The sequence below is a fragment of the Pseudemcibacter sp. genome, assembly GCF_965661635.1.
In the GTDB taxonomy this organism is placed as follows: Bacteria; Pseudomonadota; Alphaproteobacteria; order Sphingomonadales; family Emcibacteraceae; genus Pseudemcibacter.
In genome coordinates, this window is record NZ_CBFIEP010000054.1 from 1 (window position 1) to 6,828 (window position 6,828).

Annotated in this window: 13 protein-coding genes and 1 tRNA gene; 5 read left to right on the forward strand and 9 right to left on the reverse strand. The window is 38.4% G+C overall.

Going from position 1 to position 6,828, the window contains the following annotated elements; genetic code table 11:
* The first annotated feature begins 110 nt into the window (after window positions 1-110).
* Entirely contained in the window at window positions 111-572 is a 462-nt protein-coding gene (locus tag ACTF6W_RS03970) for a hypothetical protein (RefSeq protein ID WP_438993247.1), read from the forward strand.
* 224 nt (window positions 573-796) lie between these two features.
* On the opposite strand, the gene ACTF6W_RS03975 is transcribed toward ACTF6W_RS03970, so the two are convergent.
* From ACTF6W_RS03975 to ACTF6W_RS03990, 4 genes are all read right to left on the reverse strand, one after another.
* Window positions 797-1,294 (reverse strand): hypothetical protein, encoded by a 498-nt coding sequence (locus tag ACTF6W_RS03975; protein WP_438993248.1) that lies wholly within the window; start codon window positions 1,292-1,294, stop codon window positions 797-799.
* Entirely contained in the window at window positions 1,291-1,527 is a 237-nt protein-coding gene (locus tag ACTF6W_RS03980; protein ID WP_438993249.1) for a hypothetical protein, read from the reverse strand. The genes ACTF6W_RS03975 and ACTF6W_RS03980 overlap by 4 nt, the downstream gene beginning before the upstream one ends.
* A 12-nt stretch (window positions 1,528-1,539) precedes the next feature.
* Window positions 1,540-1,719: a hypothetical protein gene (locus tag ACTF6W_RS03985; protein WP_438993250.1), complete on the reverse strand. Its 180-nt coding sequence runs from the start codon at window positions 1,717-1,719 to the stop codon at window positions 1,540-1,542.
* Window positions 1,720-1,786: 67 nt separating this feature from the next.
* Complete coding sequence (locus tag ACTF6W_RS03990) at window positions 1,787-1,981, reverse strand: hypothetical protein (protein ID WP_438993251.1); 195 nt, start codon at window positions 1,979-1,981, stop codon at window positions 1,787-1,789.
* Between the two features lie 337 nt (window positions 1,982-2,318).
* Here ACTF6W_RS03990 and ACTF6W_RS03995 point away from each other — a divergent pair, with 337 nt between their 5' ends.
* Complete coding sequence (locus ACTF6W_RS03995; protein ID WP_438993252.1) at window positions 2,319-2,852, forward strand: hypothetical protein; 534 nt, start codon at window positions 2,319-2,321, stop codon at window positions 2,850-2,852.
* Between the two features lie 2 nt (window positions 2,853-2,854).
* Here the strand turns inward: ACTF6W_RS03995 and ACTF6W_RS04000 are convergent, their stop codons facing one another.
* Both ACTF6W_RS04000 and ACTF6W_RS04005 read right to left on the reverse strand, forming a co-directional pair.
* Complete coding sequence (locus tag ACTF6W_RS04000; RefSeq protein ID WP_438993253.1) at window positions 2,855-3,673, reverse strand: hypothetical protein; 819 nt, start codon at window positions 3,671-3,673, stop codon at window positions 2,855-2,857.
* 90 nt (window positions 3,674-3,763) lie between these two features.
* Window positions 3,764-4,270, reverse strand: coding sequence for a hypothetical protein (locus ACTF6W_RS04005; RefSeq protein WP_438993254.1), 507 nt, complete (start codon window positions 4,268-4,270; stop codon window positions 3,764-3,766).
* 86 nt (window positions 4,271-4,356) lie between these two features.
* Here ACTF6W_RS04005 and ACTF6W_RS04010 point away from each other — a divergent pair.
* Window positions 4,357-4,430, forward strand: a tRNA-Cys gene (locus ACTF6W_RS04010).
* Window positions 4,431-4,456: 26 nt separating this feature from the next.
* Window positions 4,457-4,729 carry a hypothetical protein gene (locus ACTF6W_RS04015; RefSeq protein WP_438993255.1) on the forward strand — a complete coding sequence of 91 codons (273 nt, stop codon included), beginning with the start codon at window positions 4,457-4,459 and terminating at the stop codon, window positions 4,727-4,729.
* A gap of 26 nt (window positions 4,730-4,755) precedes the next feature.
* Here the strand turns inward: ACTF6W_RS04015 and ACTF6W_RS04020 are convergent, their stop codons facing one another.
* From ACTF6W_RS04020 to ACTF6W_RS04030, 3 genes are read right to left on the reverse strand one after another with little or no spacing between them, the layout of a single operon-like run.
* Entirely contained in the window at window positions 4,756-5,220 is a 465-nt protein-coding gene (locus ACTF6W_RS04020; RefSeq protein ID WP_438993256.1) for a YaiI/YqxD family protein, read from the reverse strand.
* Window positions 5,221-5,239: 19 nt separating this feature from the next.
* On the reverse strand, window positions 5,240-5,557 hold the full coding sequence (locus tag ACTF6W_RS04025; RefSeq protein ID WP_438993259.1) for a sensor histidine kinase: 318 nt from the start codon (window positions 5,555-5,557) through the stop codon (window positions 5,240-5,242).
* Window positions 5,558-6,415, reverse strand: coding sequence for a histidine kinase dimerization/phospho-acceptor domain-containing protein (locus ACTF6W_RS04030; RefSeq protein ID WP_438993257.1), 858 nt, complete (start codon window positions 6,413-6,415; stop codon window positions 5,558-5,560). It abuts the gene before it with no gap.
* A gap of 110 nt (window positions 6,416-6,525) precedes the next feature.
* On the opposite strand from ACTF6W_RS04030, the gene ACTF6W_RS04035 reads away from it, so the two are divergent.
* On the forward strand, window positions 6,526-6,828 hold a 303-nt coding region (locus ACTF6W_RS04035), incomplete at its 3' end, for a tetratricopeptide repeat protein (RefSeq protein ID WP_438993258.1).

Sequence of the window (6,828 nt, forward strand, 5' to 3'; positions counted from 1 at the left end):
TATTTCAAGTGTTTTTTTAATTAATCTCATAAAACACATGCCAAGCTATTGATTTTAATGATAACAATTCTTAATATTTACGAAGAAAATTATTAAAAACAGGGTTTAAAATGCAAAAGTCGATAAAATACCGAATTCTAACGGCGGTCGCCCTACTTATATCTGCCTGTGCGGAACCTGAACCAACTGGTCCTGATCTTTCTGGCATAGAGACACGTGATCATAATTATTTTAATGAAATTTATAATCGCTGTAACATAGGTAATGCGGTTAACGACTGTAATTGCGTTGCTCGCGTTAATGTGGAACACCGTGAGGCTGCCTATGAAAAATACGCCGCTGAATTTGACACGATTCATAAGCCAAAAATGGAAGCCGACATTGAAAAAATGACCGCGACCTTAGAAGAGAAAACCATGAACCGTTCCGATGAACGCGTGCTTGAGGCCCTCGAACAAGACCTACACCGCTTAAAAGTAAAACTTGAAAACGGTGTGGAAAATATCGATGATTTCGAACTCCCATTTCTGCCCTCTGGGGCGACCGACGCGTGTAAAATCACGGGATCATAACCAATGATCACATTCACTTGATACAACGTGTTTCGAGTTGATTTGAATGTGATCGAACATGCCCCTATTTTGGTTTTAGGAAGTCTCGTGGCCGTTAAGTTATACTATCCCCGTTCTTCACCCGACCTGGCAGTCGCGAGATTTCTCTTTCTTCCCATTAATAAAGCCGGCTCCTTTCCCCAGGCCGGCTTTGCTTTTCTTAAGACTAAGAGAGAAAATATCAATCAATCATATTCATCGTGCTTTGGAAGCTCAATCACGACCTTCTTATCCTTTTTAACGATTATGTCACCATCCGCCGTATACCTGATCATACCAGCATCTAATTTAGGTTCTTTTTTAATTTTTGCACCTTCCGTGCTGTAAGCTTGGCGTTCTTCGAACCCATCAACAATATCTTCGCATTTTTTCACAACTGATTGAACCATATCGTGTAAACGTTCAAATTCACGTAATTTGCGTTTATATTCATCAATAATATCGGGTGCTTTATTAAGAACCGTTTTACTCGCGACCAGATCCTGTATTTCCTGCTCGGTGAAAAAGTCTGGCTCTTCCTTTACGATACGTTCCGCTTCAAATACGCCGCTTTGTGCATAATGAAGCATCACATCCATCATTTGCTCCCCTTCGACATATTCGTCGGCAGGTTTATCATCAAATATAATAGGTTTTTTTTTGCCATACCTTAAAAGCGCCCCTTCCTCAACATGCCCCTTCAAGTGGCATTCTCCTTTAAGACGATATCACCGTCTTCCGTATAGGTAAAGACTTGTGCCTCTTTTAAGATACCTTTTATTTCTTGCTTCGCCTGATTATCACCTACCGATACGATCTCTTCACATTTCTTTAAAATACCAAGCATCTTTTTATGAAGCGCATCATACTCATCAATTTTTGATTTATAGCTTTCAATCAAGTAAGGCGCTTGATCAAGCATGTTTTTATTTTGCAAAAAAGCTTCTTTTTATTCTTTTGAAAAATTATCCGGGGTTTCTTCTAATGACTTTTCGGCATACTCCATGCCGGCTTTCGCATAGTGAAGCAGCATATCAAGCGTATCGCCTTGTTGCTTTTCTGCGGCTTTTTGTGCCTTTTTTCGCCCGAAAATGATTGGTTTTCTCGCGTGTTTACTTTGTAATGCCACCTATATTTCCCCTTTAATCCCGATTATATATCTAAAGAATAAACTTTAGTGAAAAGAGTTAGGCACGTCAAACAGTCTCTCCAACTCCTTTTAAAATTGGATGTAGTTCACTATATTCTCTAATTTCTGATTGCGAAGCTGGGCGATAAAGATTGCCGCCCTCTGCTAAAAATAATAATGCTTCTTCTGATTTATTGACCAATCCACTACTTTCACAATACCCGCTTGTTACGATAAAGTAACGCCCCAATTCAACTGTCACCTTAAATCACTCCTTATGTTTACTTTTTAAATTTTACACAATTATGCCCATCATTGACTTTTATGAATAATACATTTATAAAAATTACGTTATTTGTGATTTTTTTAACCTATAAGTGTATTAAAGAATATAAAATCTATCAATTCAATAAAATTAAGTCAACAAATTTAGTAGGCAAAAATAAGGCAATTGGTATATTAAATACATGTTTATAAGGCTTTTTTTATAGAAAACTTACACTTAACCAAAAGAAACTAAAACTTATACTACTTTTAGGTGTAATAATTCTTTCTATTTTTTTACTTTTAACAGCTTCGGTATAGGCAAACAGCAGAAAATGTTAGACGGTATTGAAATATCACTCCCTAATAAAACCCATCCATATGATAGAAATTCTTACTCCTACGGCATTGACCATGATCAAAATGGCTTTGATACCAGGGCAGAAATATTAATCAATAGCTCACAAACCCCTGTTCAGTTTGATGGCAAAAATAAAACACGCGTAAAAAGTGGGAAATGGTTTGATCTTTATACCGGCGTCACCTTTTATGATGCAAAAGATATCGATATTGATCACCTTGTCCCCTTATACAAAGTTCATATATCAGGCGGTTACGCCTGGAACGCCGATAAGAAACGGTCCTACGCCAATGCTATCCGTAATAAAGGTCCCCTAAGGATCACACATCGATGGACCAATCGTGTTCCCAAAAGAGCCGATGACCCAAGCGAATATTCCCCCTCCTACGTTCCGGGGAGCTGCCAATATTTACGTGATTGGGTTTCAATTAAACGCGACTGGGGCCTAACAATGGATCCTAATGAGGCCCTGGCGATAAAACAACAAATGGCCGCCTGCACTACATAAAATTACTCATTAAATTGAGTACTTGTTAAGTTCGTCTCATTAAACTCGAACGTAATATCCTTTTGTTCACCGTTTTTAATCACTCGTAAAACGATGGTTTCACCGCCAAAGCTTAAATTATCAATCATTGTTTTAGCTTGACCTGCGTTATTGACTTTTTCACCATTGATGGCAATTAAGATATTCCCGGAAACGATATCGGCTAAAAAGGCTGGCGAATTGTTTAAGACAGTATCGATAAAGGCACCCGTATTACGGCCAAACCCTGCCCGTTCTTCAGGACTAAAGTCACGCATCACCAGCCCTAATTTATGTATGCGGTTTGATTTAACCATATAAACCGCCCACTGATTAAAATTATCATAATATCTTGTATAGGGCACAGTGACAGTGTCTCTAACCGTTACGGCTTCGGTATAACGCACCTTTTTACCATCAACTTTTCTGACACGGTCAACATAAACCGTGCGGTAAAAATCCTGATAATCATATGCAAGATAGGATTGTGTGTCCGTATATTCGGACGATACAACCACATGGGTGGCACCAACTTCTTCGGCTTGCTTTTTTGCGCGATCTTCATTTTCCTTAATGCCGTTAAAGGCACTTTCACCAACAACAATGTAATTATGTTCTCTATAGAGCTTCACATCTTTATTAAGATCATTAGAACGAATTAAAATTGGTTTTTGCTCTTCCGCGAGCGGCACCACATCCGCAGAAAGACGCGGATCCATATATGAACGGTAACTTGTTCCAAACTGCCCTGCCCCACAAGCAGAAAGTAACAAAATCGTCGTAAGTATAAGCAGAACTCTCATCATGCACCTCATAATTTACATGATTATCTTAACGCAAACACCTTAATTGAAGCTGAATAGCCGGTTCAGAAAAGAAAAGGCTTACCCCAATTATTTACGCCTCTTCACCAGGAAAGCCGCTTGCTGCTTAAAAATTGGAACTTCTTTATGGTATGGAATGGCAACATGATCGGGCATCGATTCAAACCCTCTAATGGGAATACCATTTACGACTTGATAAACAGGATATATTTGACGTGTTTCCGCAAATTTATAAGCTTTTTTTGATCCACTATATACATAATCAGCTGATAGCAGCACATGAGTAACCTTTAACTCTTTGCCGAGTTTTACGGCTTTTTCAATGTCTTCTGGGGGGCTCGCAAAAATACTTTTTCCCACAACCACAAAATCATCATCGGTAAAAAGTTTTAAATCATCTTCAAATTGACGTGTATAAATGACGCGTGGCTCACCAGAATGATCAATCATAAAGGCGTTCTCATCATTCACCTTATCGTATGAGGCACGATAAAACTCAGCATAGCGGTTTTTATCAGCACACCCGGCGATCAATAGTATAAAAATTACGGAAAAAAAATTACGGTACAATGTCATCTAATCATTCTATTTGTTTTTCTATCTTTTTTCAAGAAACCACTTGTATCTATTGATGGTTTATGCGAAATACTCATTTCTCTAATGGCGCGGTGGCGGAATGGCTACGCAGCGGATTGCAAATCCGTTTATACCGGTTCGATTCCGGTCCGCGCCTCCATTATTATAAAAATAACGGACAAAGACGTGACCAATATGGTAATGGGTGCAGAAATTTTTGATGTCCTAAAATTATTAGTCTGGCAATTTTCAAAACCCGTACTTATTGCAAACATAATTGCATGGCCCGTTGCTTATTTAATGATGTCACAGTGGCTAGAGAGCTTCGTATATCTAATTGATGACATTGCAATTATCGCGGTATGTCTCATTGCAGGGTTATGCACAATGTTAATCGCATGGGCCACCGTGCCGGAAACTCATATTCCGTTGCAAGGCAGAACCCAATTAAAGCTTTGAGGTATGAATAAGCACAGAGAGTAAATTTACTTTAATTTCTGAATTAAACGTTCGAGTTGCTGAAGGAAATTTGATCTATCTGATTTGCTAAAGGCTGCGTTATAATGGCCGCGCATTTGTCCTTTTTTGCCTTCACCCATTTCACGCTGTTCTGATCTTATGTCCCTCACCACGAGCGCAATACCGATATTATCATCGGTAAATTCTTTCCCCGTAGGACCAAGGACGAATGCAGATTTTTCTAAACATCTACTGGCCAATGGAATATCCGCCGTAATTGCAATATCACCTTCACCAATATGATCCGCTATCCAATTGTCGGCTTCATCGGCACCTTCGCTAACGACAATTTTTTTAACGAGTGGCCCCACATCCATCCGGAGCCATGCATTACTAACGATAAAGGTCTCTATATTATGGCGGTACGCCACTTTTAGTATTTCTTCTTTAACAGGACACGCATCAGCATCCACATAAATGGTAATCGCCATCTATTCATTATCCCAACTATTAATTGCTTAAGGGAAAGGATACCATAACTGTTGTACCTATGTGTACTTTGCTTTTAATTTTAAGCTCTCCCTGATGGGCTTCTACCAATGATTTAACAATCGATAACCCAAGCCCCGTTCCTGATGATGCAATAATTGATTCTTCCTGAACACGGTAAAACGGGTTGGTTAAATTATCAAGTGCCTCTTCAGGAATTCCAATCCCCTGATCGGAAACACTAAGCATAATATTATCTTCTTTTTGATAAGTCTTAACAATCACATCACCACCCATGCTTGAAAATTTAATAGCATTGGAAAGTAAGTTAAATAAAATCTACTTAACCGAGCGATTATCCGCATTAAGAAGCGGCAAACCTTCTTCAATTTCAGCAATTAGCTCAACATTATTTTGCTCTGCAAGCACTTTTACAGTGGCAATTGAATGAGCAATTAAGTCACCAAGATCCAAATCTTCTTTTATGATAATGCGTTTATCGGCTTCAATTTCTGAAATATCTAATACATCATTGATCAAATCAAGCAAATGACGGCCACTGTTATAAATATCTTCCATATATTCAGCATATTTTGCATTGCCTATTTTACCAAAACTTTCCGCTTTGATAATTTCACTAAACCCTATAATCGTGTTGAGCGGCGTTCTAAATTCGTGGGACATGGTTGCAAGAAAGTTTGACTTTACTTTGCTTGCTTGCTCAGCCATTTTCTTTGCATCACCAAGGGCAACCATCGTGTCATATTGTTCTGTGATATCACGAGAAACGGCTACTGTTTCAATAATTTTATTCGGATCTTCACTGTCATAAATTGGTGCCGTATGTTGGCTCATTCGTCTTTTTGACCCCTTTAATCCAGTAATCGTAAATTCAACATTTGTGTTTTTACCTTCATAGGCATCATCAATGCTTTTCTTATAGGCTTCTTGATATTCTGGATCCACAATACCCAAAATACTACTGCCTCTGATCTCATCTATGTGCTCTACATCGATCATCTTAAGGCCCGTAACATTCATTTCCATTAACTTATAATCACGCGTGACAATTTTTACGCAGTCCGGTTGGCTGTCAACAATTGCTTCAAGACGTGCGGCCACATTCCTATAATATAGGATGTCTTTTTCATCTTTCGGGGACCAATCTTTGTCCTTGATGGTATAACGTTGCGCCATAAAATCTCTTTATCGTTTCATATATCTTAACGGGACTATCTTAACTTTTTATTACTTGTGAATAATATCTCATTGATTTAAAACTATAAAAAACATATCAGGATTAAATCATGACGAAAATACTTACTGCTTTCTTAACGCTAATATCAATAACTACCATAACTTTCGCACAAGCCCCAAGCCGCGAAGATATTGATAAAGCTGCAGTTGAACATGATAAAGCCAACGTCGCCATGATGAAAAAGGATAATGAAACCGCCTATAACCATCTTAAAAATGCGATTGAACTTGACCCCACAAATTCTAGCTTTTTAAACAGTACTGCATATATGGCAATGCAAATGGGTGAACCGGAAAAAGCAATTGATTATCTTGATATGGCGCTTGACCTTGATAAAAAAGAATATGGCGAT

Bases quoted from the DNA above. Each gene is read 5' to 3' on its own strand.
- ACTF6W_RS03970 (WP_438993247.1), top strand. From the start codon at position 111: ATGCAAAAGTCGATAAAATACCGAATTCTAACGGCGGTCGCCCTACTT.
- ACTF6W_RS03995 (WP_438993252.1), top strand. From the start codon at position 2,319: ATGTTAGACGGTATTGAAATATCACTCCCTAATAAAACCCATCCATAT.
- ACTF6W_RS04000 (WP_438993253.1), bottom strand. From the start codon at position 3,673: ATGAGAGTTCTGCTTATACTTACGACGATTTTGTTACTTTCTGCTTGT.
- ACTF6W_RS04005 (WP_438993254.1), bottom strand. From the start codon at position 4,270: ATGACATTGTACCGTAATTTTTTTTCCGTAATTTTTATACTATTGATC.
- ACTF6W_RS04020 (WP_438993256.1), bottom strand. From the start codon at position 5,220: ATGGCGATTACCATTTATGTGGATGCTGATGCGTGTCCTGTTAAAGAA.
- ACTF6W_RS04030 (WP_438993257.1), bottom strand. From the start codon at position 6,415: ATGGCGCAACGTTATACCATCAAGGACAAAGATTGGTCCCCGAAAGAT.